General features: G+C 71.8%; 19 protein-coding genes and 1 pseudogene. 12 read left to right on the top strand and 8 right to left on the bottom strand.

Going from position 1 to position 25,012, the window contains the following annotated elements:
* Nucleotides 1-119 precede the first annotated feature (119 nt).
* From ABZ016_RS05410 to ABZ016_RS05395, 4 genes are all read left to right on the top strand, one after another.
* Nucleotides 120-1,187 carry a LacI family DNA-binding transcriptional regulator gene (locus ABZ016_RS05410; RefSeq protein ID WP_003992406.1) on the top strand — a complete coding sequence of 356 codons (1,068 nt, stop codon included), beginning with the start codon at nucleotides 120-122 and terminating at the stop codon, nucleotides 1,185-1,187.
* 198 nt (nucleotides 1,188-1,385) lie between these two features.
* Entirely contained in the window at nucleotides 1,386-2,441 is a 1,056-nt protein-coding gene (locus ABZ016_RS05405; RefSeq protein ID WP_356915224.1) for an LCP family protein, read from the top strand.
* Nucleotides 2,442-2,570: 129 nt separating this feature from the next.
* Nucleotides 2,571-2,927: a YciI family protein gene (locus ABZ016_RS05400; RefSeq protein WP_356915223.1), complete on the top strand. Its 357-nt coding sequence runs from the start codon at nucleotides 2,571-2,573 to the stop codon at nucleotides 2,925-2,927.
* Between the two features lie 47 nt (nucleotides 2,928-2,974).
* Nucleotides 2,975-4,243, top strand: coding sequence for a sigma-70 family RNA polymerase sigma factor (locus ABZ016_RS05395; protein WP_356915222.1), 1,269 nt, complete (start codon nucleotides 2,975-2,977; stop codon nucleotides 4,241-4,243).
* Between the two features lie 3 nt (nucleotides 4,244-4,246).
* Here the strand turns inward: ABZ016_RS05395 and ABZ016_RS05390 are convergent, their stop codons facing one another.
* Nucleotides 4,247-5,416: a methyltransferase domain-containing protein gene (locus ABZ016_RS05390; protein WP_356915221.1), complete on the bottom strand. Its 1,170-nt coding sequence runs from the start codon at nucleotides 5,414-5,416 to the stop codon at nucleotides 4,247-4,249.
* 163 nt (nucleotides 5,417-5,579) lie between these two features.
* On the opposite strand from ABZ016_RS05390, the gene ABZ016_RS05385 reads away from it, so the two are divergent.
* From ABZ016_RS05385 to groL, 3 genes are all read left to right on the top strand, one after another.
* Entirely contained in the window at nucleotides 5,580-6,458 is an 879-nt protein-coding gene (locus ABZ016_RS05385; protein WP_356915501.1) for a polysaccharide deacetylase family protein, read from the top strand.
* 239 nt (nucleotides 6,459-6,697) lie between these two features.
* The gene (groES, locus tag ABZ016_RS05380) at nucleotides 6,698-7,006 is read left to right on the top strand and encodes a co-chaperone GroES (protein ID WP_003974211.1); all 309 of its coding nucleotides are present in this window, start codon (nucleotides 6,698-6,700) and stop codon (nucleotides 7,004-7,006) included.
* A gap of 116 nt (nucleotides 7,007-7,122) precedes the next feature.
* Nucleotides 7,123-8,748 carry a chaperonin GroEL gene (gene groL, locus ABZ016_RS05375; protein WP_356915220.1) on the top strand — a complete coding sequence of 542 codons (1,626 nt, stop codon included), beginning with the start codon at nucleotides 7,123-7,125 and terminating at the stop codon, nucleotides 8,746-8,748.
* Nucleotides 8,749-8,955: 207 nt separating this feature from the next.
* Here groL and ABZ016_RS05370 read toward each other — a convergent pair whose 3' ends face one another.
* From ABZ016_RS05370 to ABZ016_RS05355, 4 genes are read right to left on the bottom strand one after another with little or no spacing between them, the layout of a single operon-like run.
* A complete protein-coding gene (locus tag ABZ016_RS05370; protein ID WP_356915219.1) occupies nucleotides 8,956-11,100 on the bottom strand; it encodes a DEAD/DEAH box helicase in 2,145 nt (714 codons plus the stop codon).
* The gene (gene brxD / locus ABZ016_RS05365; protein ID WP_356915218.1) at nucleotides 11,097-12,449 is read right to left on the bottom strand and encodes a BREX system ATP-binding protein BrxD; all 1,353 of its coding nucleotides are present in this window, start codon (nucleotides 12,447-12,449) and stop codon (nucleotides 11,097-11,099) included. The genes ABZ016_RS05370 and brxD overlap by 4 nt, the downstream gene beginning before the upstream one ends.
* Nucleotides 12,446-15,178 (bottom strand): BREX-2 system phosphatase PglZ, encoded by a 2,733-nt coding sequence (gene pglZ, locus ABZ016_RS05360; RefSeq protein ID WP_356915217.1) that lies wholly within the window; start codon nucleotides 15,176-15,178, stop codon nucleotides 12,446-12,448. Before pglZ ends, brxD begins: the two co-directional genes overlap by 4 nt.
* A complete protein-coding gene (locus ABZ016_RS05355; protein WP_356915216.1) occupies nucleotides 15,178-19,206 on the bottom strand; it encodes a hypothetical protein in 4,029 nt (1,342 codons plus the stop codon). The genes pglZ and ABZ016_RS05355 overlap by 1 nt, the downstream gene beginning before the upstream one ends.
* 218 nt (nucleotides 19,207-19,424) lie before the next feature.
* Here ABZ016_RS05355 and ABZ016_RS05350 point away from each other — a divergent pair, with 218 nt between their 5' ends.
* Together ABZ016_RS05350 and ABZ016_RS05345 are read left to right on the top strand one after the other, a co-directional pair.
* Nucleotides 19,425-19,703, top strand: coding sequence for a type II toxin-antitoxin system Phd/YefM family antitoxin (locus tag ABZ016_RS05350; RefSeq protein WP_037939490.1), 279 nt, complete (start codon nucleotides 19,425-19,427; stop codon nucleotides 19,701-19,703).
* A complete protein-coding gene (locus ABZ016_RS05345; RefSeq protein ID WP_221756440.1) occupies nucleotides 19,700-19,957 on the top strand; it encodes a Txe/YoeB family addiction module toxin in 258 nt (85 codons plus the stop codon). The genes ABZ016_RS05350 and ABZ016_RS05345 overlap by 4 nt, the downstream gene beginning before the upstream one ends.
* 21 nt (nucleotides 19,958-19,978) lie before the next feature.
* On the opposite strand, the gene ABZ016_RS05340 is transcribed toward ABZ016_RS05345, so the two are convergent.
* The 3 genes and pseudogenes from ABZ016_RS05340 to ABZ016_RS05330 form a co-directional block, all read right to left on the bottom strand.
* Nucleotides 19,979-20,449 (bottom strand): ATP-binding protein, encoded by a 471-nt coding sequence (locus ABZ016_RS05340; RefSeq protein WP_356915215.1) that lies wholly within the window; start codon nucleotides 20,447-20,449, stop codon nucleotides 19,979-19,981.
* 134 nt (nucleotides 20,450-20,583) lie between these two features.
* A pseudogene (locus ABZ016_RS05335) lies at nucleotides 20,584-20,703 on the bottom strand (prevent-host-death family protein); the annotation flags it as partial.
* 1,208 nt (nucleotides 20,704-21,911) lie between these two features.
* Entirely contained in the window at nucleotides 21,912-22,901 is a 990-nt protein-coding gene (locus ABZ016_RS05330; protein ID WP_356915214.1) for a hypothetical protein, read from the bottom strand.
* 295 nt (nucleotides 22,902-23,196) lie between these two features.
* Between ABZ016_RS05330 and ABZ016_RS05325 the strand changes: the two genes are divergently transcribed.
* The 3 genes from ABZ016_RS05325 (at nucleotide 23,197) to ABZ016_RS05315 (ending at nucleotide 25,007) form a co-directional block, all read left to right on the top strand.
* Entirely contained in the window at nucleotides 23,197-23,778 is a 582-nt protein-coding gene (locus ABZ016_RS05325) for a hypothetical protein (protein WP_356915213.1), read from the top strand.
* Between the two features lie 174 nt (nucleotides 23,779-23,952).
* Complete coding sequence (locus ABZ016_RS05320) at nucleotides 23,953-24,804, top strand: helix-turn-helix transcriptional regulator (protein ID WP_356915212.1); 852 nt, start codon at nucleotides 23,953-23,955, stop codon at nucleotides 24,802-24,804.
* Nucleotides 24,801-25,007 carry a DUF397 domain-containing protein gene (locus ABZ016_RS05315; RefSeq protein ID WP_356915211.1) on the top strand — a complete coding sequence of 69 codons (207 nt, stop codon included), beginning with the start codon at nucleotides 24,801-24,803 and terminating at the stop codon, nucleotides 25,005-25,007. Before ABZ016_RS05320 ends, ABZ016_RS05315 begins: the two co-directional genes overlap by 4 nt.
* Nucleotides 25,008-25,012: the final 5 nt, after the last annotated feature.

Below are 25,012 nucleotides of genomic sequence, written 5' to 3'. Positions count from 1 at the left end.
TGACGATCGTCTCCCGCGCCCGCTTCCACGAATGTTTCGATATGCACGTCGAATGTTCCGGGAACCTATGGCGCCCCGAGGACTTCGTCAAGGGGGCCCGCAGGGATACGATCGCCGCCATGACTTCCCCGGAGCCCGTTGAAAGCCGGACACAAACCCGGACGCAGGGGCGCACGGCGCAGACCGCGACGCTCGCCGAGATCGCCCGTGAGGCCGGTGTGTCGGCACCGACTGTTTCGAAGGTCCTCAACGGCCGGGCCGACGTCGCCCCCGCCACCCGGGCCCGCGTCGAGGAACTGCTGCGCGCCCACGGCTACCGGCGCCGCCGCGCCGAGGCGACCCGTTCGCCCCTGATCGACCTGGTCTTCCACGAACTGGAGAGCGCCTGGGCGCTGGAGGTCATCCGGGGCGTGGAGAACGTCGCCCGGGACGCGGGGCTCAGTGTGGTGCTGTCCGAGAGCGCGGGGCGGCTCACCCCGGGCCGGACCTGGGCCGACCAGGTCGCCGCCCGTCGCCCGCACGGCGTGATCCTGGTTCTGTCCGGGCTCGACGAGTCGCAGCGGGCGCTGCTGACCAGCCGTTCCATCCCGTTCGTGGTGATGGACCCGGCCGGTGACCCGGGGGCCGACGTGCCGTCGATCGGCGCGACCAACTGGCAGGGCGGTCTCGCGGCCACCCGGCACCTGGTGGAGCTGGGGCACCGCCGGATCGGCGCGATCAGCGGGCCGTCGCAGATGATGTGCAGCCGCGCCCGCGTCGACGGCTACCGGGCCGCCCTGGAGACGGCCGGGCTGCCGGTGGACCCCGCGCTGATCGCGAACGGCGACTTCCACCACGAGGCCGGCTACCGGCTGGGCCTGGAGCTGCTGCGCCGCCCGGACCGGCCGACCGCCGTCTTCGCCGGGAACGACCTCCAGGCGCTGGGGCTGTACGAGGCCGCCCGCGAGCTGGGGCTGCGCATCCCCGAGGACCTGAGCGTGGTCGGCTTCGACGACCTGCCGGTGGCACCTCTGGTCGGCCCGCCGCTGACGACCGTACGGCAGCCGCTGACGGAGATGGCCGAGGCGGCGGCCAAGCTGGTCCTGGACCTCGGCCGGGAGGAGGGCACTCCGGCGGCCACGCGGGTGGAACTGGCGACGAGCCTGGTGGTGCGGAGCAGCACGGCGGGGCCCGTGGCCGGAAGCTGACGTATTGACGGGTGGAAACAGGCGTCTCCCACTCCTCCGAAGCCAATCGGCTGCCCAATCGAAACTTTCGGATGGGCGGATGAGGTCTCTGGGTCATTCGGTGCCGGTGGTGACGCTGGGTGAGGTCCGGGGTTCGGAAGTCTGAGAATTTCCGAAGAAAACGCTCTCTGAGGTCCCTGGCGGCCATAATTCGGACTTATGTTCCTGCCCGTGACGGGACACGACTCGGACCGGGACGAGGGCGGCGAAACGGGCCGGCGGTCGAGAGCGCTGAAGATCGCGGGCATCGCCCTGGCAGGTGCGCTGGTGCTGGGCACGGGGGCGGCGGGCTGGGCCTACTGGCATCTCGACAACAACATCACCGGCGTCGACATCGACGACGCGCTGGGAGACGACCGCCCGCCGAAGCCGGTGACCACGCCGTCGCCCTCGGCGCCGGTCCTGCCCGGCGGGGCGCTCAACATCCTCGTCCTGGGCTCCGACTCGCGCAGCGGCGCGGAGAACCAGCGGCTCGGCGGCGGTGACAGCTCAGGTGCCCGCTCCGACACGGCCATGGTCGTCCACCTCGACGCCGGGCGGACCGCCGCGACGGTGGTGAGCATCCCGCGCGACACCCTGGTCACCCGCCCGTCCTGCCCCCGTCCGTCGGGTGGCTCGACGGCTGTCGCGTACGACTCCATGTTCAACGACGCCTACGCGGTGGGCGGCCCGGTCTGCGCGGTGAAGACCGTCGAGTCGATCACCGGCGTCCGCATGGACCACTACGTCGAGATCGACTTCTCCGGGTTCGCGAAGCTCGTGGACGCGCTCGGCGGCGTCACCGTCACCACGGACGAGGACATCGCGGACGACGACAGCCATCTGCACCTGAAGGCGGGCACCCACCATCTGGACGGCACCCGGGCCCTCGCCCTCGCCCGCACCCGCCACGGCATAGGAGACGGCAGCGACCTCGGCCGCATAGGCCTCCAGCAGCAGCTGGTGAAGTCACTGCTGGAACAGGTCGCCGCGCAGCGCCTGCTCACCGACCCGGCCAGGCTGTACCGGGTGGCGGACGCGGCGACCGCCGGCCTCACCACCGACACCGGCCTGGACTCCCTCGCCGAGCTGACCCGGCTCGGAGAGAGCCTGAGGGGCCTGCCGGCGAGCGAGGTGCGGACGGTGACGATGCCGGTGGTACGGGCACCGTCGGACCCCAACCGGGTGGTGGCCAAGGAGCCGGAGGCGCGGGAGCTGTGGGAGTCGCTGCGCTGACCTGCGTAGATGCGATCCGGAAAAAATCTTCGAAGAAATGCGGCGACCGTGTCGATCCGCCGGTCTCCCGATCGACGCAGGGGTGAGAGCGGGGAGAGGCCCCGCTCGCCTAGGCACCGAGGAGTCACCATGCCGCGCTTTCTCACCCTGATCCGCGTCGACGAGAAGAACGCCCCCGCCGAGGGGCCGAGCCCTGAGCTCATGGAGCGGATGGGCAAGCTGCTGGAGGAGATCACCAAGGCCGGGGTCATGCTCGACACGGCCGGGCTCACCCCGACCGCGGACGGCACCCGGGTGACCTGGGAGGGCGGGCAGCTGTCCGTCACCGACGGGCCGTTCACCGAGTCCAAGGAGGTCATCGGCGGCTACTCGATCAGCCAGTGCAAGGACAAGGCCGAGGCGATCGAGTGGACCAAGCGGTTCCTGTCCCTGCACGAGGACTACTGGACGATCACCGCGGAGGTCCGGCAGATCGCCGAGGACTGACCGGAGCTGCTTGGCCGGGGGCGGCCGAGGGTGTCTGATGGTGGGCTGTGACACCGCAGCCCACCGCCGGCCCGAGCGACGCCGGCCCGGCCATCGAGACGGTCTTCCGACTCCAGTCGCCCCGCATCATCGCCGGCGTCACCCGCATCGTCCGGGACGTCGGGATCGCCGAGGAACTCGCGCAGGACGCGCTGGTCGCCGCGCTGGAGCAGTGGCCGCGGGACGGGGTGCCCGACAACCCGGGCGCCTGGCTCATGGCCACCGCCCGCCACCGCGCCGTCGACCTGGTCCGCCGCCGCGAGAACTACGCCCGCAAGCTCGCGGAGATCGGCCGGGCCCTGCCGGACGCGGCCCCGCCGGAGGAGCCCGCCGACCCCGACGACATCGACGACGACCTGCTCCGCCTGGTCTTCACCGCCTGCCACCCGGTGCTGTCCACCGAGGCCCGTACCGCCCTCACCCTGCGCCTGCTCGGCGGCCTGACCACGGCCGAGATCGCCCGTGCCTTCCTGGTCCCCGAGCCGACGGTCGCCCAGCGCATCGTCCGCGCCAAACGCACCCTGGCGACCAGGAACATCGCCTTCGAGGTGCCCTACGGCCCCGACCGCGAAGCCCGCCTCGGCTCGGTCCTGGACGTCATCTACCTGATCTTCAACGAGGGGTACGCCGCCACGGCCGGCGACGACTGGCTGCGCCCCTCCCTGTGCGAGGACGCCCTGCGCCTGGCCCGCGTGCTCTCGGGCCTCATGCCGAAGGAACCCGAGGTGCACGGACTGACCGCGCTCCTGGAGCTCCAGGCGTCCCGCACGGCCGCCCGCACCGGCCCCTCCGGCGAACCCGTCCTCCTGAAGGACCAGAACCGCGCCCGCTGGAACCGCATGCTCATCGCCCGCGGCATCGCCGCGCTGGGCAGGGCCGAGGCCACCTCCTGCGGCGCCCCGGGCCCGTACCTCCTCCAGGCCGCCATCGCCGCCTGTCACGCGCACGCGTACACCTACGAGGAGACCGACTGGTCCCGCATCGCCACCCTGTACGGCCTCCTGGCCGTCCGCGCGCCGTCCCCGGTCGTGGAACTCAACCGCGCGGTGGCCGTGTCGATGTCCGAGGGTCCGGGCCCCGCCCTGGCCCTCGTCGACGCCCTCGCCTGCGAACCCGCCCTCCGCGACTACCACCTGCTCCCCAGTGTCCGGGCCGACCTCCTGGCCCGCCTCGGCCGACCGGCGGAGGCCCGCGCGGAGTTCGAACGGGCGGCGTCCCTCACCCGGAACGAACGGGAGCGGGAGCTGCTGCTGCGCAGGGCGGCGGAACAGGCCTGACGGCTACACCCGGACTGGGTGCCCGACGAGCATGGCCGGGGCTCCCGCGACCCGGGTCAGGAACACCGTGGCCGCGTGCGGGCCCTGCGGCTTGACCTTCCTGCGGAGTTCCTCCGGCTCCACCGCCGAGCCTCGCTTCTTCACGGTGAGGTTGCCGACCTGACGCTCACGCAGCAGGGCCTTCAGCTTCTTGACGTTGAAGGGGAGGTGGTCGGTGATCTCGTAGGCGGTGGCGTACGGGGTCGGGCGCAGGGTGTCGGAGGCGACGTAGGCGATGGTCGCGTCCAGGAGGCCGCCGTCGACCTCGTCGGCGACCTCGGCGACCAGGTGAGCGCGAATGACGGCGCCGTCGGGCTCGTAGAGGTAACGGCCGGGCGGGCGGACGTCCGGGTCGGGCAGGCCCCCGGAGAGCAGGGTGCGCGGGCCCGGCAGCAGGGTGGCCCGGACCGCCCCGGGCTCGGTGCCGAACCACAGCACCGCCTCCTTCACGTCACCGCCGTCGGAGATCCACTCGGCCCCGGCGTCCTCGGGTACCGCCTCGTGCGGGACGCCGGGGGCGATCTTCAGCGCGGCGGCACGGGGAGCGCGGCGGGCGGCGGACACCGCCCAGGACAGGGGCGGCGAGTAGGCCTCCGGGTCGAAGATCCGGCCGCGTCCGCCGCGCCTGGCGGGGTCGACGAACACGGCGTCGTACCCGGCCGTGTCCACCTCCGTGACATCGGCCTCCCGCACCTCGATCAGGCCGGCCAGCCCCAGCGCGTCGGCGTTCGCCCGCGCCGCCGCGGCCGTCAGCGGGTCCCGGTCCACGGCCAGCACCCGGATCCCGGCCCGGGCCAGCGCGATCGCGTCGCCCCCGATGCCGCAGCACAGGTCGGCGACCGAGGTCACGCCCAGCTCCGCGAACCGCCGCGCCCGGTAGGCCGCCACGCTCGCCCGGGTCGACTGCTCCACCCCGTTCGGCGTGAAGAACATCCGCGCCGCGTCCTCGGCCCCGAACTTCACCACCGCACGCTGCCGCAACCGCGCCTGGCCCAGCGCCGCCGACACCAGCTCGGCGGGGTGCTCCCGCCGCAACCGGGTCGCGACGGCCAGTTCCCGGGCCGGGTCGGTGTCCCGCACCTCCTCGAGGAGGGCACGGCCTTCGGGGGTGAGGAGGAGGGCGAGGTCGTTCACCGGATCATTGTCGGCCACGGCGTCGTGCGGGCGGTGTGTGGGCCAGTCGGTGGATGGTGGGCCGCCGGTCGCGGTGTCGGGGCCGCTCCGAGCCGGCCGGCTGCGAGGATCCGGCACCATGCGAGCAGTCGTACAAAATGACAAAAGGCGGGCATCGGGCGGTGTGCGGATCGGTCTCATCGTGCTCGCCCTCGCCGCCATCGCCTCGGGCTGCACGCAGGACGCGGACGAGCGGATCACTCCGGCCGGCGGCCAGCAGCCCCTCGACGCCCCCGCTGCCCAGGCGCTCGACTCCTACGCCTCCAGGCTGCGCGCCGCGTACGCCGTCCGGGTCGCCGCCGCACGACGCTGGGGCCTCAAGAAGGTCCCGCTGAGCGCCCCGCCGGCCCCCGCGAAGAAGCCGAGGATCAAAACCCGCAAGGGCTTCGAGGTGACAGGCCACCGGAGGCTGAACCTCCCGCCCGTCTTCACCACGATCCCCACCCGGGACAAGGTCGTCTTCCTCACCATCGACGACGGCGTGGACAAGGACCCGGCGTTCCTGAGCATGATGAACGACCTGAAGATCCCGTACAGCGCCTTCCTCAGCGGCCTGCTGGTCAAGGACGACTACCGCTACTTCAAGAAGATGCAGGACCGGGGGGTGGCCCTGAACAACCACACCGTCCGCCACCGCTACCTGCCGGGCCTGACGTACCGCGGGCAGCGGCGCGAGATCTGCAGCATGCAGCGGTACCTCGAACTGCGCTACGGCACCCGCCCCACCCTCTTCCGCCCGCCCTACGGCAACTACGACAGGGCGACCCTGCGCGCGGCCAAGTCCTGCGGCATCCAGTACGTGCCCCTGTGGGCCGAGGAGGTGTTCGTCGACCACTGGGAGTACCGCGAGGGGGACGGGAAACTGCGCCCGGGCGACATCGTCCTCACCCACTTCCGGGGGCGCGGGCAGTGGAAGGGCAGCATGCCGGACATGATCCGCCGCTTCCTGGACAGGGTCACGGCCGACGGGTACGCGGTGGGGCGGCTGGAGGACTACCTGTGAGGCCGCGGGCGGGGTGGCCGGAGGACCGCCTCCAGGAGGATCGCCTGGCCGACGCGCCGTTCGCAATTAGCAGTCCGCTTGACCGAGTGCTAATCACGGTCATAGTCTCGGCTCTGGCACTCCCCACTGGAGAGTGCCAACACAGCGACGGGCAGGTCCGGCACCCGCGACGACGGATCCACCTGGTCGCCACCTCAGACAGTTAACCCCGTGAGATCTCCGAAGGGGGAGGTCGGATCGTGACGACCACCAGCTCCAAGGTTGCCATCAAGCCGCTCGAGGACCGCATCGTGGTCCAGCCGCTCGACGCCGAGCAGACCACCGCCTCTGGCCTGGTCATCCCGGACACCGCCAAGGAGAAGCCCCAGGAGGGCGTCGTCCTGGCCGTGGGCCCGGGCCGCTTCGAGGACGGCAACCGTCTTCCGCTCGACGTCTCCGTCGGCGACGTCGTGCTCTACAGCAAGTACGGCGGCACCGAGGTGAAGTACAACGGCGAGGAGTACCTCGTCCTCTCGGCCCGCGACGTGCTCGCGATCGTCGAGAAGTAATTCACCCCAAGCACATTGCTTTGAGCTGCGCCCCTGGCCCCCGCGATCGATAAGAAGCCGGGCGCCCGGGGCGCAGTGCCGTATATCCCAGATTCCGGAAGAGGGCTCACGCTCCCATGGCGAAGATCCTGAAGTTCGACGAGGACGCCCGTCGCGCCCTCGAGCGCGGCGTCAACAAGCTTGCCGACACGGTCAAGGTGACGATCGGCCCCAAGGGCCGCAACGTCGTCATCGACAAGAAGTTCGGCGCCCCCACCATCACCAACGACGGTGTGACCATCGCCCGTGAGGTCGAGGTCGAGGACCCGTACGAGAACCTCGGTGCCCAGCTGGTCAAGGAGGTGGCGACCAAGACCAACGACATCGCGGGTGACGGTACGACCACCGCGACCGTGCTCGCCCAGGCGCTCGTGCGCGAGGGCCTGAAGAACGTCGCCGCCGGTGCCTCCCCGGCCGCCCTGAAGAAGGGCATCGACGCCGCCGTCGCCGCCGTCTCCGAGGACCTGCTCGCGTCGGCCCGCCCGATCGACGAGAAGTCCGACATCGCCGCCGTCGCCGCGCTGTCCGCCCAGGACCAGCAGGTCGGCGAGCTCATCGCCGAGGCGATGGACAAGGTCGGCAAGGACGGTGTCATCACCGTCGAGGAGTCCAACACCTTCGGTCTGGAGCTGGACTTCACCGAGGGCATGGCCTTCGACAAGGGCTACCTGTCGCCGTACTTCGTGACGGACCAGGAGCGCATGGAAGCCGTCCTGGACGACCCGTACATCCTCATCACGCAGGGCAAGATCTCCGCCATCGCGGACCTGCTGCCGCTGCTGGAGAAGGTCATCCAGGCCAACGCCTCCAAGCCGCTGCTGATCATCGCCGAGGACGTCGAGGGCGAGGCCCTGTCCACCCTCGTCGTGAACAAGATCCGCGGCACCTTCAACGCCGTCGCGGTGAAGGCCCCCGGCTTCGGCGACCGCCGCAAGGCGATGCTGCAGGACCTCGCCGTCCTCACCGGCGCCACGGTCGTCTCCGAGGAGGTCGGCCTCAAGCTCGACCAGGTCGGTCTGGACGTCCTCGGCTCCGCCCGCCGCGTCACCGTCACCAAGGACGACACCACGGTCGTCGACGGCGCCGGCAACAAGGACGACGTGCAGGGCCGCGTCGCCCAGATCAAGGCCGAGATCGAGTCCACCGACTCCGACTGGGACCGCGAGAAGCTCCAGGAGCGCCTCGCGAAGCTGGCCGGCGGCGTGTGCGTCATCCGTGTGGGTGCCGCCACCGAGGTCGAGCTCAAGGAGCGCAAGCACCGTCTGGAGGACGCCATCTCCGCGACCCGCGCTGCGGTCGAGGAGGGCATCGTCTCCGGTGGTGGCTCCGCGCTCGTCCACGCCGTGAAGGTCCTCGAGGGCAACCTCGGCAAGACCGGCGACGAGGCCACGGGTGTCGCGGTCGTCCGCCGCGCCGCCGTCGAGCCGCTGCGCTGGATCGCCGAGAACGCCGGCCTGGAGGGCTACGTCATCACCTCCAAGGTCGCCGAGCTCGACAAGGGCCAGGGCTTCAACGCGGCCACCGGCGAGTACGGCGACCTGGTCAAGGCCGGCGTCATCGACCCGGTCAAGGTCACCCGCTCCGCCCTGGAGAACGCCGCCTCCATCGCCTCCCTCCTCCTCACGACCGAGACCCTGGTCGTCGAGAAGAAGGAAGAGGAGGAGCCGGCCGCCGCGGGCCACGGCCACGGCCACGCCCACTGACGACCAAGGTCGCCAGAGCCTGAGCGAGGGCCCGGCACCCCGGAAACGGGGTGCCGGGCCCTCGCCGTTCAAAGCCCGTTCGGCGCAACGCGCAGGTCGACGGCTGACGGGCGTCAGGAGGCGAATCCGCGGGCAGGCACTACGGCGGCCTCGTCAGCCGTCCCGGCCTCGTCAGCCGTCCCGGCCTCGTCAGCCGTTCCGGCCTCGTCAGCCGTCCGGACGCAAGTGGAACCGGACCGGCTCCGCCAACACCCCTCGTGCTCCTTCAGCGTCCCCCAGCCGCGCGGCGAGCGTGGCCTCCGCGAGCCGCACGGGCAGTGCCTCCGCGAACTTCAGGCCTCGCACGGCGTGCCGGTCCACGTCCGGCAGTGTCAGGCCCGTGGCGGCGTCCGCCACCGCCGTCCGCCACGACTGCGGCGTGACGTCGTCGCGCAGCCGGATGAAGCGGTCGTCGAGGAGCCGGTGACGCAGGGCGACCGAGGGAAGTGACGCGGCCAGGGTCGCGTTCGCCCGGTGTCCGGCCCAGGTCCACCAGCGCACGTCGCCGTCGCCCCGGCGGGTGATGACCGTGCCGGCCGGGTGCACCACGTCCAGGTACTTCTCCCGGGCCGCCGCGAGCCTCGCCTGCGCCCTGCGGGTCAGGGACACGGGCGGGTCCCCGCCGAGCAGCACGTCATGTGCGGCACGGGCCAGGGTGAAGGACCGGACGCGCTGCGCCCCGAAGCCGCTCCATCTGGCGCGTCCGCCCTCGTCCACCGGTTCCACGAAGCAGCGCCTGCGCCGCCAGTCGATGTACGTCACCAGCCAGCTGCGGCCCGCCAGCAGCAGCTTGCGCGGGCCGTCGGTCTCCTCAGTGAGCAGGTCCGGGTCGGTGCGGCCGATCTCGGTCCGTCCGCTGAGCACGGTGAACTCGGGCGGCGCGGTGAACGAGGCCGTCAGGTTCATGAAGTGCCGCTGGCCGAAACGGCGTTCGGCCTCCGGCCCGATGAACAGGGTGCCCGAATCGCGCTCCAGATAGCCCTGTTCCACCAGGTGCCGTACGACGGGTTCGGCGGCGGTGCCGAACACACCGAGGCCACCCCACCATTCCCGCCACAGGTTTTCCCCGATCCGGTGCTCCTGTAGGCACAGGGCGAGCAGCTGCTGGGCCACGAGGTGGCGCGGTTCGGGAGGCGGTGTCACCGGCTCCACCCAGCCGCGCGACCAGGCCAGCAGCAGGGCGGCGGAGGCCAGGAAGCCCTCGTCGTCCAGGGCGAGGAAGAGGCAGTTGCGCCGGGTGCCGGGGCGGCGTCCGGTGCGGCCGAGGCGTTGCAGGAACGAGGCGACCGTCGCCGGGGCGTCGAGCTGGATCACCCGGTCCAGGTCGCCGACGTCGATGCCGAGTTCGAGGGTGCTGGTGGAGACGATGACGCAGTCCCGGGCCTCGGCGAACGCCTCCTCCGCACGGCGCCGTTCGTCGGTGGAGAGGGAGGCGTGCGAGAGGAAGGTGGTCACGCCGCGCAGCCGGAGCTGCTCGCCCAACTCCTCGACGGTGCGCCGGCTCTCGCAGAAGACGAGGCGCTTCTCACCTCTGTGCAGAGCTGAGATGACGGTGGCGGCATTGGGGACGGAGCCGACGTAGTCCAGCTCCACGTCGCCCGGGGGCGGAGGCGAGGGCGCGACCCGGACGCCGGTGTCCGGCAGGGTCACTCCCGGAGCGACGACCCGTCCCGGCCTCCGTCCCAGGCCCGACCCCTGCAACCAGTCCAGCAGCTCACGCGGATTGCCCACGGTGGCCGACAGGCCGATGCGCTGTACCGGCCGCCCGAGGACGTGCTGGAGGCGTTCCAGCACGGCGAGCAGGTGCCACCCACGGTCGTCACCGGCGAACGCGTGCACCTCGTCGACGACCACGCTGTGCAGCCCGGAGAAGAAGACCCGGTGGTCCACGTGGGTGCTCACCAGCATCGCCTCCAGTGATTCGGGCGTGGTGAGCAGTACGTCGGGGCGGTTCGCCAGGATGCGGCGGCGCCGGGTGGAGGCGATGTCGCCGTGCCACAGCTCGGCGGTGCGCCCCACCCATCCGCTGTAGGTCTCGATACGCGGGTGCAGGTTGTTGAGAAGGGCCTTCAGCGGTGTGACGTACAGGATGCCGGTGCCCTTCCAGCCTTGCCGTTGCGCGCGGGTGAGCAGGGGGAACACGGCGGCTTCGGTCTTCCCGCCGGCGGTCGGTGCCAGCAGGACGGCGTCCTGCCCGGCGAGCACCGGTTCGATCGACTCCTGCTGCAACGGCCGCAGCGAGCGCCAGCCGAGGGAGTTGACGATGTGATGGGTGAGGATCGGGTCGAGCAGGTCCAGGGCGTCGCCGCTCACGGCAGCTCCAGCTCCACGTCGCCCGCACGCGCGGCCGCGTTGCGCTCCACCTCGTCGAGTTCCGCGCTGTTGACCGTGAGCGTGTAATGCCGCCGTGGGTCGAATTCGTCGAAGGCGTCGAGCCGGTCGAGGACATCGGCCACCAGCTTGCGCAGATAGAGCCGGGGCGCGATGCCCGCCTTGCCGCCCAGCGAACCGGTCACCGCCCGTGCCAGCTCGCCGAGGTAGGCGTCGTCCGCGCGCGAGGCGACGCGCTCGGGATGTCTGGCCGTCACCGTGTACACCTCCCGCACCTTGCGGCCCAGTTCGCCGAGGGACGCGAGATCGAAGCCGGTCAGCCGGAGCTGTACGGCGCGTGGGGAGTCGAAGCGCGGGTCGGTGGTGAAGTCGGTCGCCAGCCGCTGCGCGAGCGGTGCGAGACGCTGTACGCCCTGCTGCCCGTCGTAGAAGGCGGGGGTGCCGGTGATGACGAGGAAGAGTCCGGGGAACCGGCCCGCGTCGATCTCGTCGAGGAACTGGCGCAGCGCGTTGAGCGACTTCTCCCGTACATCGCCGCGCACGCGCTGCAGGGTCTCCACCTCGTCGAGCACGAGCAGAAGTCCGGGGTGACCGCAGTCCCGCAGCACGGTCAGCAGTCCCTGGAGGAAGCCGAGGGCACCGAAGTGGTCCAGGTCGCCGCGCACCCCGGCCGCGCGCTTGGCCGCGGCCGCGACGGACTTCTGCCCGCCGAGCCACGCGATCAGAGCCTCGGCACGTGCCCCGTCCCCGGCCGCCACGGCGTCGCGGTAGCCGCGCAGCGCGGCGGAGAAGGCGGGGGTCGTACGGGCGACGTCGGCGAGTCTGCGCTCCAGCAGCTCGTCCACGGCGCGGCCGAGCCCGGTCTCGTCGTTCTCCTCGGCCGCCCCGGCGTCGAGGACCTCCTCCTCCAGCGCGTAGAACCACGAGTCGACGACGGCGCGCAGCGCGGACGGCGGGTGGGTGGCGGTGGTGAGGCGCTCGGTGAGCCGCCGGTAGACGGTCTCCAGGCGATGCAGGGGTGTCTCCGTCTCGGAGATCTGCACCTCGCTGACGGCCAGGCCGCGGCGTTTGGCCCGCTCGGCGAGCCAGCGGGCGAAGAACGTCTTGCCGGACCCGTACTCCCCGCGCAGTGCGTGGAAGGCGGAGCCGCCGCGGGCGACGGTGGCCAGGTCGTCGTCGAGGGCCTCGGCGAAGCGGTCGAGCCCGACGGCGAACAGCCCGAGCCCTTGGTGCGGCACGGTGCCGCGACGCAGCGCGTCGACGACGTCTCGGGCGCGTGCGGCGCTGACGCCGGGCCGCCCGTCGGGCGTGTCCGCCTGCATGCTGCTCATGAAGTGGTGCCTCCGGTGAACTGCTGCCGCAGCAACTCCCTGTCCAGGTGGACGGTGCGGCCCGACTCCAGCAGTTGGAGTACGGGGTAGCCGTCGATGTTCAGAAGCCGCTCCAGCACGGTGACGAACCGCTCGGGGTTGCGCTGCGACTTGCCCGTCGCGGTCTGTGCCGCTGCCGCGACGGCGGCCGGGGAGAGCTTGCCGCCGGCGGCCACCAGCGCGTCGAGGGCGGCGGCCACGGCGGTGTCGGAGGGCGGCAGTCGCACGAACTCGCGCTGCGACCGGTACGCCGCGCTGCGCACCGTCTCTTCGCCGAGGGTGCCCTGGCCGGGTTGCGGGAAGAGGCTCTCCTCCTGAGGGGCGGTCTGTTTGCGTCCGCGCCCCTGCGCCCTCGGTTCGGATGCGGACTCGGCGACCGGTTCCGTGCCGCCCCGCCACCAGTCGGGCACCGTGTCCTCGGCCGGAAGTGCCGTCCACCCGGTGGGGATAGGGCTGTCGGACGGGACGAAGGCGAGCACGGGCACGGTGACCTCGGCCAGGGACGCGCCGCCGTGGTAACCGGCCTGGCGGGCGGTGTAGCGCAGGTCGTCGCGCCACGCCGCCGTGATCCGCCCGTCGGCCGCCCGCACTCGGGGCCCGGCCAGGTGGACCTCGCCGGGCCCGGCGTCCCCGGTGCGCCAGCGGGCTCCTTGCACGCCGTCGGCGGGGGTGGGGCCCGCGTCCCGGGGCCCGCGGTCCAGCACGTGTCCGTGGTCGGAGACGAGCAGGACGGGCCGTCCGCTGCCGCGGGCCGCGTCGAGGAGGTCGGTCAGTTTGGCGACGTCCGCGGTGCGCCATCGGGCCCGTCCGTTCTCCCGTCCGTCGGCGAGGGCGTCGTCGATGGTGTTCACGACCACCCCGACGATCCGCTCCTCGTGGGCGAGCTCCTCCAGGAGCGCGGGCGCGAGCCGGTGACCGGCCGTCCCCTCGTACCCGCCCTTGTGGAAGAGCACGGCGCTGCGCCTGCGCTTCTTCCAGAAGGCGGTGAAACCGGCGCGTTCCACGTCCTGCCCGCCGTCGGAGGCGGTGCCGCAGAGCAGGGATGCGCGGCTGACGCGCGTCACGGTGGGCAGCATGGCTACGGCGGCCGGCCGGCCGGGCCGGCGTCCGGCGTCCCTGGCCGGGCAGATCTCCGTCCAGGCGCGCGGGTCCAGCCCCGCCGCGAGGTTCACGGCCACGTCGGCGCTCATCCCGTCGAGGACGAGGACCAGGGGCCGTCCGCCGTCTCGGGCGAGGGGCGCGGCGACCTCCGCGAGCACGTCCTCGATCAGCAGGGCCCCGTTCGGCGCCTGCTGGGAGGCGGCCTCGGTCCAGGTGGCCAGGATCTGCGCGAACTGTTCGTCGAGTTGCCGCCGCCGTTCTCGTACCCGGCTGATGAGCCGGTGGTACGCCTCCCCGAGCACCCCGTCCCGGGAGGCGTCGCCTTCCGCCAGGATGCCGGTGGCCAGGTCGACCCGGCCGGTGGACCGCAGGTGCTCCCGTACGGCCTGCCCCACCGAGGAGACGGCGGGTTCCGGGGCGTCGAGCCACCGCACCAGGCGTACGGCGGTCCGCGCGCGTTCGGTGGACTCGCCGTACAGCGTGGCGAGCTGGTGGTCGGCGAGCCGGCGCAGCGCGTTCTGCGCGGCCCCCGGACGTCCGTCGAGGGTGGCGGCGAGGGCGCGCAGCCGGGTCCGGTACCCGGAGGGCAGGAGCCGGTCCTCGGTGAGGAGCGGAGTCAGCCGTGCGGTGCCGGCGAGCTGGTCGGCCCGCTCCAGTACGGCGACGACGCGGGCGCGGGCGTCCGCCCCGGCGGGGCCGCCAGCCTCCGCCTGGGCGATCCACCGGGTGAGCACACCGGTGGCGGCGGCGGCGAAGGGCGTGAGCGCGTCGAGCGAGCCGAGCGCGCTGCCGAAGAGGGTGCCGAGGGCGAAACCCGCGTCGGCCGCGGCCGGGCAGCCGAGGGCCGCCGCGGCGAGCGCGCCGAGCGGCAGCGCGTCGGCTCCGCGGCCGTCGGCTGCCAGGGCGAGCAGGGTGGGCGCGGCGGGCCCCGTCACCTGAGCCAGCCACTCGGTGAGCCCGGCACGTTCCGGTTCGGCCAGTTCGGCGAACCGGCGGGGTCCGGCCGGGCCGCGGCTCCAGTCGAAGAGGGTGTCGGCGTCCAGGTCGAGGGAGTCGGCGCCGGTGTCCCCGAGGCCGGTCCGGGCGGCCAGAAGGGCCCGCAGGGCCCGGTCGCGGGTGAGGACGCCACCGACGCGCGGCCAGCCGCCGGACGGCTCGGCGTCGAGGAGGGCGTCCAGCAGCCACTCCTCCCGGACCATCCGGGTGTCGAGGTTCTCCGCGCCGAAGAGCTGGGTGACGATACCGGCCCGGTCCACGGCCAGCGGGCGGCGGCGCACCGCGTGGCCGCGCAGGTCCCAGCCGAGCTGGTCGGCGGGCACCTTGCCGGTGACCACGAGGACGCCCTCCCCGTCGGGACCGGTGTCGGCGAGGTGCCGCTGCCAGGCCTCGGTGATGCCGAGCGGCGAGTCCTGGTCGGTGACGTGCACGCGGCGCGCGGTGCCGTCGATCTGGACGGTGAAGTCCCGCTCCTCGTTGCCGTCCGCCCAGACGGCGTCGACCAGCACCAGTCGCCGCCCCTCGGCGCGCGGCAGCTCCGCCTCCAGCAGCACTTCGATGGCACGCCGCCCGGCGGCGGGCCGCGTGGGCATCAGCGCTCCTCCCCGGAGTCTCCGGGCGCCCGGGTGCCGTCGGCCTGCTGCGTGTGCTCAGCCGTGCGGGTGCCGTAGGCCGCCCTGGGGTCCTCGGCCGTCCCCGGGGCATGGGCCGCCCCGGAGTTTCCCGCCTCCCGGTCCGCGCCCGACTTCTCGGCCGGCCGCCACACGATCTCGACGTCGGCGTCCGGGTGCGCGGCCCGGAAGGCGCGGATCTCCTCCTGCACAGCCGCCAGCTGCACCGCGAGCCGCTGCTCCAGCGCCGTCGCGTCGCCCCCGGCCGGGATCAGCCGGCGTCCGGAGCGGCGCGGCGGCGTACCGTCTCCGGCCGTGTCCGTGTCCGTGTCCGTGGACGAGCCGGACGGAGTGTCCGGGCCCGCCTTCGGCTGCGGCGGTACGACGGGGTGAGAGGTGGCCACCTCCGGCTCGCTGACGCGCACGTCCTGGGCCGCGGGTTGCGAGGGCCGGTCGGTGACGACGCTCTCCACCTTCAGCGCCGCGTTGATGATGGCGTTGGCCTGCTCCCGGACCCCCGGGAGCACCTGCACCAGGGACCGTTCGAACTCGGAGGACCGCGCGGCCTGCGCGATCTCGGTGAACAGCCGCCGGGCGCGGTCGCCGACGCCGTCCTCACGGCCGGTCAGCCCGTGCACGTTCCGTAGCGCGGGCCAGTCCGTGCCGTCCAGCGCCGCCAGCACCTCGCCCGCGCTGCCCATGGCGGTGTTGAGGTCCCGCTCCCCGGCGGCCGGGGAGAAGCCGGCCAGCTCGCGCACCAGCGCGGTGGCGTCACCGCCGTGCCGGGAGAGCCGGGCCAGCAGCCCGGCCGCCTCGCGCAGGATCGCGGTACGGGGAGCGGCCTCACCGGGGTCGTCGAGTCCGAGCAGCGCGGCGTGCCGCTCCAGCGAGGACCGCACCCCGGCGACGTCCCGCTCCCACACCTCGGCACGGGCGCGCAGGTCCTCGGCGAGCCGGTTGACGTTGCGCGCGTACAGCGCGGGCTTGGCGGACACCCCGAACAACCGGGCGGCCCGCTCCCGGGCCGCCGCGTACTCCTCGTCGCTCGGCAGCGGCTGTGCCCGCAGCGACCAGCCGGGCCCGATCTCCTGGAGCGCGGGCGCCTCCCGCTCCGGGCCGCCCCGCAGCACCCAGGCACGGTCGTCGAGCAGTGCGTAGGCGGCGATGAGGAGGTTGCCGGTGAGCTTGTCGAGTCCGGCGTAGCCGAGGTCCTTGGTGATCCAGGTCCGGATGTCCTCGACGTCGAGGTCGCCGCGCTGCCGGTGCCCGGCCGCGACCTGGTTGACGCGGGCGCGCCAGTCGCTGCGCATCACCAGCGGCCCGTCGTGCACGGTGCCGAGTTCCAGCGGTTCCACGATCCGTTTGACGGTCTTCAGGTGGTGGCTGTCGACGTTGTTGGCCCGTCCGCCCTCGTCCATCGCGCGGGTGATCCACTCCAGCGTGGTCCGCAGTTCGGCCGGGGTGACCGCCTTGCGCTGCCCGGTGCGGTCGGTCCCGAAGTCGGGGTGCTTGGGGTACAGCGCGGAGAACATGCCGTCGGCGAGGTGCAGCGCGTTGGCCTCGAAGCCCTTGCCGCCCTCCTCCCTGGGGTGCGCGAACTCCGGCTGGAGCGACAGCACGTGGCGCCCGTCCGGCACCTCGGGCCCGGGGTTGGCGTCGGTCGGCCGCGCCAGCCCGTAGACCTCGGCGAGCGCACCGGTCAGCTGGTCGGTGAGGGTGTCGCGGGCCACCTCCAGCTGCCGCCGCACCTTGGCCCGGTCGTCGGGCGGGAAAGTGCCGGTGTAGTCGGCGAGCCGGTCCCGCTCCAGCAGGAAGGTGATGCGCATCAGCCGGCCGAGCTGGGCGCGGCGCTGGTCGGAGAAGAAGTCGGTGAGCCACACCAGCGTCGGCGCGGTGACGCCGGACTTCCGCAGCTCCTCGACGCGATGGTAGTCGTCGCTGGGGTAGTGGTCGCCGTCGTCGAAGGGGTAGTCGACGACGAACCGCACGTTCCCCGCGGTCGCCGGGACGAACTGCTCGTCGGGCAGGTCGGCCCGGTCGCGCACGTTGCCGAAGACGAACTCCACGATGCGCCGGGTACCCCGCCAGACGATCTCCTTCTCGGCGACGAACTGCCCGTCGCGGACGCCGATCGCCTCCCACAGCCGGTCCCGCAGCCACACCCGCCGCGCGCCCGCCTTGTCCTCCTCGGCGACGGCGTCGAGCAGCGGCTCGATGTCGAGGTCGGACAGGTGCAGCGAGAACACCGGGTCGGCCTCGCCGTCGGAGCGGATCTCGGACGGGAACGCGGCCTGGAGGTCCCGCATCCGCCGCACGACGACGTCCCCGGCGGGCACGGTGCGCGAGCGCACCGAGCCGTGGTTGAGGGCGGCCAGCCGCGCCCCGGTCAGCCGCCGCAGCGCGGGCACGTCAGGGGCGAGCGCGCCGAGCAGCATCGTCTTCACGAACCGCTCGTCGGCCTGGAAGTCGGCGTGCGTGTCCGAGCCGTACTTCTCCAGCAGGTGGGCGCGTGCCTTCGCGGCGAACTTCACCGCCGCCTCCGACTCGCGCTTCAGCTTGTCGGTGAAGGCGGCCCCGGTGCCGTCCACGAGGACGTCCCACAGGTCGCCCAGCGGGATGAGCCGGCCGACGGCGGCGTCGGCGTTCCGCTCCAGCAACTGCTGCACCAGCTTCAGACCGGTCCGCTCCCGCTGGAGCGCGCCCGACAGCGCGACCAGCACGTTCAGCAGGGCCGGGGAGAGCGGGTACACGGCCCGGAAGTCCGTCCAGTCGGCCTGGGTGGCGCCGCTTCCGTCGAGCAGGATGTCCTTGACCTGCTGCCCGGTCCGGTCGATCTTCGCGAACTCGGCCTCCAGGACCGCGTCCTTGCCGGGCAGCGGCTTCAGCACCCGTTCCTTGATGATCTCCGGCAGGTTGCGGTCCTCCAGGTCGACCGTGTCGAACCGCTCGTTGAGGTATTCGAGGGCCTGTTCCATCGCCTTGACGTCGGCGCCGAGCACGTCGGAGCCGACGAGCTGGGACAGGTCGCGCTGACGGGAGATGAACGAGACGATCGGCACCGGCCGGTCCGCGTCGCCGGACTCGATCAGTTTCACCAGCTTCTGGATCTCGCTGTTGACGAAGGTCCGGTCCCGCATGTGCGCCTGGAGCCACAGCACCAGCTCGTCGAGGAACAGCACCACGCCGTCGTACTCCAGCGAGCGGGCGTGCCGGCTGATCGCGGCCAGCCCGTTCTCCAGCGGCACGTACTTCGCGGCGTCACCCCGCGCGCTCTCCGCGTACGACCGCATCGGCCCGGTGAGCAGGGCGGACTCCAGTCGCTCCCGGCGCGCGTCACCGGCGGGCGCGGTGAACGCCTCATCCAGCTCGGCCGCGGTCCAGGCGCCGCCCGCGCCGATGACCTGGAGCTCGTCGTCGTCCTCGTCCGCCCCGCCGGCACCGCTGTCGGCGGGCAGCAGCCGCACGAAGGCGTCGTCGCCGAGCTGCTCCCGCATCCGCCGGGCGTCGGCCAGCATGGCGTCGGAGCGGAACACGGTCGGCGTCGGCGCGTCCGGGTGCTGTTCCCGCACGGCCCGCACGTACCCGCCGAGCAGCGCCTCGTCCAGGTTGGCCGCGCCCACCAGGTGGTACGGCACCATGAGGAACCGCCGCCCGCGCAGCCACTCGTCGTGCTCGGCGATGACCTCCCGAAGCCGCGGCTTGGCACGCGCGGCGGGCTCGCCGTTGAGCACGGCGTGCAGCACGGTCAGGAAGTGGGACTTACCGGCGCCGAACGATCCGTGCAGGTAGGCGGCGTACGAGGCGTTCTTGCGGACGGCGCCGCGGATCAGCTTCAGCGCCTTGCCGAACTGCTCCTGGAGCTGCGGCGTGACCACGTACTCCTCGACCCGCCCCGCGGCCCGCCCGCTGAACCCCTGGGACAGCTCGACCTTGAAGTCGCCGGCGTAGACGTCCTCCTTGATGTCGAGTACGTCCCTCAGTACGACCGTCTCGCCCGCGCCCCTGGCCATCAGCCGCTTCCACTCCCCACAGCACACGCCCGGCCACCCCCGCGGCCGGGCCTCGTTCCGGGCCCGCACGGTGAAACCAGGGCCCCCTTACAGCTCTCCTTATCCTGCCAGCCGGGGCGGGAATCCCGGTCGGGGAAGCGTGAGGCCGGCGACTCGTACCGGATCCCTGTACCATCCGACTGGTACGGCTTTTCCGTACCAGTTCCTGGAGGAGGAGCATGTCCATCACTGCCAGCGAGGCCCGGGCCCGGCTTTTCCCGCTGATCCAGCAGGTCAACGACGACCATGAACCGGTGGAGATCACCTCCAGGGGTGGCAACGCCATACTGATGTCGGCCGACGACTTCCGTTCCTGGCAGGAGACCGTCTACCTGCTGCGCTCGCCCGCCAATGCCGCCCATCTCATGGCGGCCGTCGCCGCGGACAAGGCCGCCGACACCCCGGTGATCACCAGGAGCATGGCGGAGCTTGAGGCCCTGGCCGAGGACGGCGAGTGAGGGACGTACGGTTCCGTCCCACCGGCTGGGAGGACCTGCTCTACTGGCAGGCCGCCGACAGGAAGCTCTTCCGCAAGCTCGTCCGCCTGATCGCCGAGATCCAGCGGGACCCCTTCACGGGTATCGGCAAACCGGAGCCGTTGAAGGGCGACCTGTCGGGCTACTGGTCACGCCGGATCGACGACGAGCACCGCCTGGTGTACCGGGCCACCGAGAAGGAAGTCGTGATCATCAAGGCCCGGTACCACTACTGACGGTCCGAGGGCCGTCCCGGCTCACTCATGGACCGGCACGGTGGGCACCACAGCCCACACCGTCTTGCCGGGGGCGCCGGGACGCTGGGCCGTCCCCCACTCCTTGGCCAGGGCGGCGACGAGGAGGAGGCCCCGCCCGCCGTCCTCCCCGCTTCCGGCGTCCCGCGTCTCGGGCAGCCTCTCGCCCCGCGCGTCGCTCACCTCGATGCGTACGTGCCCGCCGTCCTCCCTGCTGAGCCGCAGCTCGGCGTCCCGGCCGGGGACCCGGCCGTGGGTCACCGCGTTGGCGGCCAGTTCCGCCACGATCAGCTCGACGGAGTCGTGCACCGGGGTGCCGTACCGCCAGCCCCAGGCGTCCATCTGGCAGGACGCGAGCCTGCGGGCGAGCCGGGCGCCGCGGGGCGAGGCGGTGAAGCGGAACGAGAACACCGTCTGATCGGCGAGCGGGAGCGGCAGCGCGGACCGCCGCTCCGTGCGGGGGGAAGTGGTCATGCCCTGAAGATCCCGCGCCCGCACCCCTGCTCACCAGGTACGACGCCCCCACGGCGGTTGTCTGTCGGGGCGGCGGGCGACAGTGTCGGGCCTGTCGGGGGCGACCTCCGGGCAGGCCGTAGGGGCCGTGCGCGTCAGTGCTGCCGGCTGCGGAGCAGAACGGCCATCTCTTCGAGGGAAACCGACCCCTCAGTGCCTTCGGACTCCGCTTCGTCGGCCAGCCGGTTGAGCCATGCCTCTTCGGCGTCCTCGGCTGAGCGCTCGCAAGGCGAGCTCAATCGGTGTCCGAGGCGGAGAAGAGTCCCGGGCCGCCCTACCTCCATGTAGTCCACCGAGTCCTGGCCGTCGGTCATGTCCGGCCAGAAGCCGGCCCGCAGCTCGTCGTCCGAGAGTTGCGGCTCCGTCGGAAGGAGTTCGATCTCTCGCGCCCGCATCCGCACCACCTGCCCGTGGGCGTTCTCGGTGATCTCCCCCGTGATCTCCACCCGGTCGCGTCGCCATGCCCGCCGCAGATCGGTGTCCAGATCGTCGTCGAAGTACACGGGAACCACTTCGCCCCCGACCTCGGTTCGCAGCACGGCCCGGGGGCGGTGACGCCTCTCCTCCACAAGCCCGCTGAGGCGTCCCCGTCGTGAACCGAACGTGCGCAGCCTCGCACGGGTGGCGGCCCGAAGATGAAGCGCTGTCCGCTGGGTGACCTCAGCCGTCCGCAGCGCGACTCCGTCAGCACGTACCGCGATGAACATACCGGTATCGGGTGAGGCTCCGAGAGAGCGGGCGATCTGCTGCCCCATCGATGCCGCACGGGTGGTCCAGCCGGTCGGAATCCGTTCCGCCGCCTCGGCTTCCACCAGCCCTGACACGGCTGTGCGCAGCACCCGCTCCACGACCCGGTAATCGGAGTGCTCGCCGATCCGCAGGGGTTCGAGGACACACGTCACGCTGCCCAGACCCAGCTCGCTGAAGGACCACCGGGTGTGGTGGCGGCTCGACCGCTCCGTCTCGGTGTTCTCCAGCTCGCGCAGCAGTGACAGCACGCTCTGCACGGTGCGGAGTGACTCCTGCGCGTCCATGCCGGGGTGGGGGCCTCTCAGCTTCACTTCGAGCTCCACGCTCATGTCACGCCTCCTTCCCCCTGCACACGTTCCGATCACGCCACGGTACGCAGTGCCCGAGTCCATGGTGACGCTCAGCCCCGGCGCTTTCACCCGGACGAGAGGGAATCGGACAGGAGAAATGGCGAGAGATATGCATCCGTCCTGCCTGACAACCAAGGGTTCGGCAGCGTGGGCTGGGCGTGCCGGGGACCCGTCATGGCGGTAGGCGGTCACTTCGTGCCTCTTGGTGACTGTTCGGAGCTGCTGGTACGTGTACGGAGATCACCCTGCTCCCTGAGGCGAGCCGGTGCGAGGCCCGCCAGGAGTTCAGACGGGCCTCTGCTGCGGCGACATTCCCGCTCTGCTCAGACCTGTTCCTTCAGCTGGTGCGCCACCGCGCCGCTGTCCAGCGGCCCGGCATGGGGTGGTGGCGAGTCGAGGCAACGGCGGCAGAGGTTCTCGTCGCCCGTGGGTCGGAAGAGGGTCGCCTGGACGTGGTCGCCCTCGCATTCGCGGAGGGCGGCGAGGCGACTGGACTGCCGGGCGGTGGCCGGAGCGGTGCCGCTTGGGGTGGGTGAGGGTGGCACGTCCCGGAGCAGATAGCGCAGGAGGCCGCCGGGGCGGTGGACGGGGGTGCCGTTGTCGGGGAGGCCACGCAGGATGTGCGTGCGCATGTCGGTGGGGGTGTGACCGGCCGCGAGCCAGCGGGAGACGAGCCGGGCCAGTTCGTCGTACATGCCCCGGGGGATGCGGCGCAGGTCGGGGGAGAGGCGGGGCAGGGCGGCGACGAGAGCGCGGGCGGCTTCGGGGACGTCGGCTGCGTGCGGAGCGGCGTCCGTCTGCGGTTCCGCTTCCGGTTCCGGCTTCGGCTCTGGCTCCGGCTCGGCGGGACGGTGGGAGGTGTTTTCCCCGGGGTCTCTTCTTGGATGACCGTCGGTGGGCCGAGGGGTCGGAGCACCCGCCGCCGGAATGCGGGGACTCGGAGTGACCTGCGGAGGCACGGTGGCGGAGGGCGTGTGGACGGGCATCCGGGCGAGGATCTTGGCGGCCTCGGCGTCGCTCAACGGCACGTTGGAGACGAGCTGTTGGGTCACCCAATGCCCGCCGGGCCCCTGGACCCGCCGCTCGTGCACAAACCCTTCCTCCTTGAGCTGCCGCTTGGCCCGCGTGAAGGAGCACGCCCCGATGCGGGCACGCTCGGCGGTGCGCGACAACGACTCGCGCGCTCCCTCCGGGAGGGAGAGCTGCCAGGTCAGCAGCCGTACGGCGTCGGAGGACAGCCGGGGGTGCCGGATGAGGTCGTGGGAGAACTGCGTGAAGGCGCGCGGGGGCGCGATATGGTGCCGGTAAATCACGGTGGGAGCCCTTACTTCCACTGGTGGTTCAGGCCCTCGCGGACGGCGGCTACCGTCGCGGGGGCCGTCTTCTTGCGCTCGGCTAAGCGCGGCGAAGACGTGATGTCGAGGCGACGCTACCGCACACTGCGTGTGCGAATGGACGCGTTGAGTGAAACGTCGTTCGAGGGGGTGTCGGCTCTCGCCTTCGTCGGTCTGTCCGCCCTGATGTCTCATCCGCCGGGCCCGTGCTCGTGCGCCGACGCGCTTCTGTACGCCCTTGCTCGTTGTCAACGCGCTGATGAGGCTTCGGGGCATGACTACCAGGGTGTACATAGCGGGGTCCGACTGGGATCGCATTGCTGTCGTCAACCCAGAGCTGGTTTCGGCGAGAATCGACCACTCCTTCAGACACAGCGCGGACAGCGTCGGCGAAGGGACGGGGGCGGGCGGGGGAAGCATCGACATCGTCTCCGTGACGGTGACTCTCGCGCTCGTGCCGTTCCTGCAAGCGGTCACGGGAGCCCTGGGAGGCAAGGTCGCCGATTTCCTGTCGGCGCAGGCGCCGAAGAAGGTGGTCGACCTGCTCCGCAGGAGACGGGAGGAAACCGCTTCGCTGGTGGGCGCTCGGAACTTCGACTATGTGCTGCAGGTGAGCGACACGAACATCAGGATCAGGCTGCCGCGCGATCCGGTCGAGACGGCGGAAGCCGTGCAGGTGCTCTTGGGCGTGACGTTCGAGCAATTCGGGAGCCAACGGGTCGGGATTTCCTGGGACGGATCCCGGAAGGCCTGGGAGGCCTGGGTGACGGGTGATGCGGAGGTCACCCTGTGGCGGTGGGACCCGGACGGCAGGGAGTGGAAACCGGTGCGGCCGCAGTCCTGTTCGGCGAGCTGAAGCCGGGTCACTCGGCTTGTTCGTGCGGTGCTGTCGGCCTTGCCGCATCGGCATCCGCGCAGGCGTTCACTCGTGCGACGTAACGTGCGCCGCTCTCGGCGTGGTTGACGCGGGGGCGTCCTACGGTGCCAGCACGGGTCACGGGTGGACGGATGTGCTGAGGGGGCGGGTGCGATGGAGTCGGGTGCGGACTCGGGTGCGGGCGTGGAGAGCGGGGCGGGCGCCGATTCCAACGGGGAGTTCCTGCGGTGCTTCGGACGGCAGATGAAGCTGCTGCGGGAGGCCGCGGGGCTGACACAGGCGCAGTTGGGCGAGCGGGTCGGGTACGGCGAGGCGCAGATCGCGGCGGTGGAGCAGGGGCGGCGGATTCCCCGGCCGGAGCTGGTGGACGCGGTGGATCGGGAGGTGGGCGGACGGGGGGTGCTGGTGGCTATGAAGGGGGAGGTGGCGAAGGCTCGGTATCCGGGGTTCTTCCGGCGTTATGCGGAGATGGAGGCCGAGGCGGTTGAGCTGCACGCGTACGACAATCACGTGGTCAAGGGGCTGTTGCAGACAGAGGAGTACGCGCGCGCCGTCTTCACCATGTGGCGGCCATTGCTGGACGCGGAAGTCATCGAGCAGCGAGTGGCTGCGCGGTTGGAGAGGCAGAAGCTCTTCGCTCGGCGGCCAGCACCTCTCCTCAGCTTCGTGATCGAAGAACAGGCCCTGCGCCGCCCTGTCGGTGGCCGCCCGGTACTGCGCGGCCAACTGGAACAACTGCTGCTCTACGGGCACGAGCGTAACGTCGAGATGCAGGTCATGCCGACGGACCGCGACGAACATGCAGGCTTGGGCGGGGCTTTCACGTTGATCCACCTCAAAGACCAGAGCAGGATGGGCTACATGGAGGTGCAGGAGGCGAGCATCCTGTACACCGCGCCCAAGAAGGTCAGTCCCTTGGAAGCAACGTACGGCGTTCTCCGAGCGCAGGCGCTCACTCCCCGGGAGTCGCTGGCCTTCATCACGAAGCTGTTGGGAGAGCAATGAAGGCAAGCAGCCCCGAGCCTGCCGCTGACAAGCTGAGCTGGTTCAAGAGCAGCTACAGCTCTGGAAGCGGCGGTGACTGTGTTGAGATCGCCGATGCCGGTACGGCCGTGATGATCCGGGATTCCAAGCGACCGGACATGGCGCCCCTCAGTGTTCCCACTGCCCAATGGACGGCGTTCGTGCGGATGGCCGCGAGCGACTGAAACGA

This window comes from Streptomyces sp. NPDC006372 (genome assembly GCF_040612515.1).
Taxonomy (GTDB): domain Bacteria; phylum Actinomycetota; class Actinomycetes; order Streptomycetales; family Streptomycetaceae; genus Streptomyces.
Note: the sequence above shows the minus strand (reverse complement) of the source record. Positions and strands in the feature narration are given on the sequence as shown.

What these genes read in the sequence shown, in the direction of transcription:
- ABZ016_RS05410 (WP_003992406.1), top strand. Translation starts at nt 120, where the DNA reads ATGACTTCCCCGGAGCCCGTTGAAAGCCGGACACAAACCCGGACGCAG.
- ABZ016_RS05405 (WP_356915224.1), top strand. Translation starts at nt 1,386, where the DNA reads ATGTTCCTGCCCGTGACGGGACACGACTCGGACCGGGACGAGGGCGGC.
- ABZ016_RS05400 (WP_356915223.1), top strand. Translation starts at nt 2,571, where the DNA reads ATGCCGCGCTTTCTCACCCTGATCCGCGTCGACGAGAAGAACGCCCCC.
- groL (WP_356915220.1), top strand. Translation starts at nt 7,123, where the DNA reads ATGGCGAAGATCCTGAAGTTCGACGAGGACGCCCGTCGCGCCCTCGAG.
- brxD (WP_356915218.1), bottom strand. Translation starts at nt 12,449, where the DNA reads ATGAGCAGCATGCAGGCGGACACGCCCGACGGGCGGCCCGGCGTCAGC.
- pglZ (WP_356915217.1), bottom strand. Translation starts at nt 15,178, where the DNA reads ATGCCCACGCGGCCCGCCGCCGGGCGGCGTGCCATCGAAGTGCTGCTG.
- ABZ016_RS05355 (WP_356915216.1), bottom strand. Translation starts at nt 19,206, where the DNA reads ATGGCCAGGGGCGCGGGCGAGACGGTCGTACTGAGGGACGTACTCGAC.
- ABZ016_RS05350 (WP_037939490.1), top strand. Translation starts at nt 19,425, where the DNA reads ATGTCCATCACTGCCAGCGAGGCCCGGGCCCGGCTTTTCCCGCTGATC.
- ABZ016_RS05340 (WP_356915215.1), bottom strand. Translation starts at nt 20,449, where the DNA reads ATGACCACTTCCCCCCGCACGGAGCGGCGGTCCGCGCTGCCGCTCCCG.
- ABZ016_RS05325 (WP_356915213.1), top strand. Translation starts at nt 23,197, where the DNA reads ATGACTACCAGGGTGTACATAGCGGGGTCCGACTGGGATCGCATTGCT.
- ABZ016_RS05320 (WP_356915212.1), top strand. Translation starts at nt 23,953, where the DNA reads ATGGAGTCGGGTGCGGACTCGGGTGCGGGCGTGGAGAGCGGGGCGGGC.
- ABZ016_RS05315 (WP_356915211.1), top strand. Translation starts at nt 24,801, where the DNA reads ATGAAGGCAAGCAGCCCCGAGCCTGCCGCTGACAAGCTGAGCTGGTTC.